This window comes from Kitasatospora griseola (assembly GCF_014648555.1).
Taxonomy (GTDB): domain Bacteria; phylum Actinomycetota; class Actinomycetes; order Streptomycetales; family Streptomycetaceae; genus Kitasatospora; species Kitasatospora griseola.
Genome location: NZ_BMRI01000045.1, coordinates 1 through 510, shown reverse-complemented (window position 1 = coordinate 510; position 510 = coordinate 1). Strand labels below are relative to the sequence as shown.

The following is a 510-nucleotide window of genomic DNA, read 5'->3' as shown; positions in this document are numbered from 1 at the left end:
CCGGAGGTGGACTGGTCGGCGGGCGCGGGCCGGTTGCTGACGGAGGCTCGGGAGTGGGACGACACGGGTCGTCCGCGTCGGGTGGGCGTGTCCGCCTTCGGCATCAGCGGGACCAACGCCCACATGATCCTGGAGTCCGTGCCGGCCGAAACAGTGGAGGACGCTCCGCGTCCCGGGACAGTGGTGTGGCCGGTGTCGGCGCGCAGCGCCGAGGCACTGCGCGCGCAGGCGGCGGCGTTGGCGGCGCGGGTGGCGGCGGAGCCCGGGCTCGACGTGGCGGACGTGGGTCATTCGCTGGCCGTGGGTCGGGCGTCCTTCGAGCACCGTGCGGTGGTCGTGGGCGGGGACCGGGGCGAACTGCTCGACGGCGTGAAGGCACTGGCGCAGGGTGCCGCGGTGTCCGGCGGCGGGCTGGTTTCCGGTCGGGTGGCGTTGGTGTTCCCGGGTCAGGGTTCGCAGTGGGTGGGGATGGCGGTGGAGTTGCTGTCCGGGTCGGAGGTGTTTGCCGGG

Annotated in this window: 1 protein-coding gene; it reads left to right on the top strand. The window is 74.1% G+C overall.

The genetic code is table 11. The features are described 5' to 3' along the window. On the top strand, nt 1–510 hold a 510-nt coding region (locus IEZ12_RS39615), incomplete at both ends, for a ketoacyl-synthetase C-terminal extension domain-containing protein (RefSeq protein WP_373295559.1).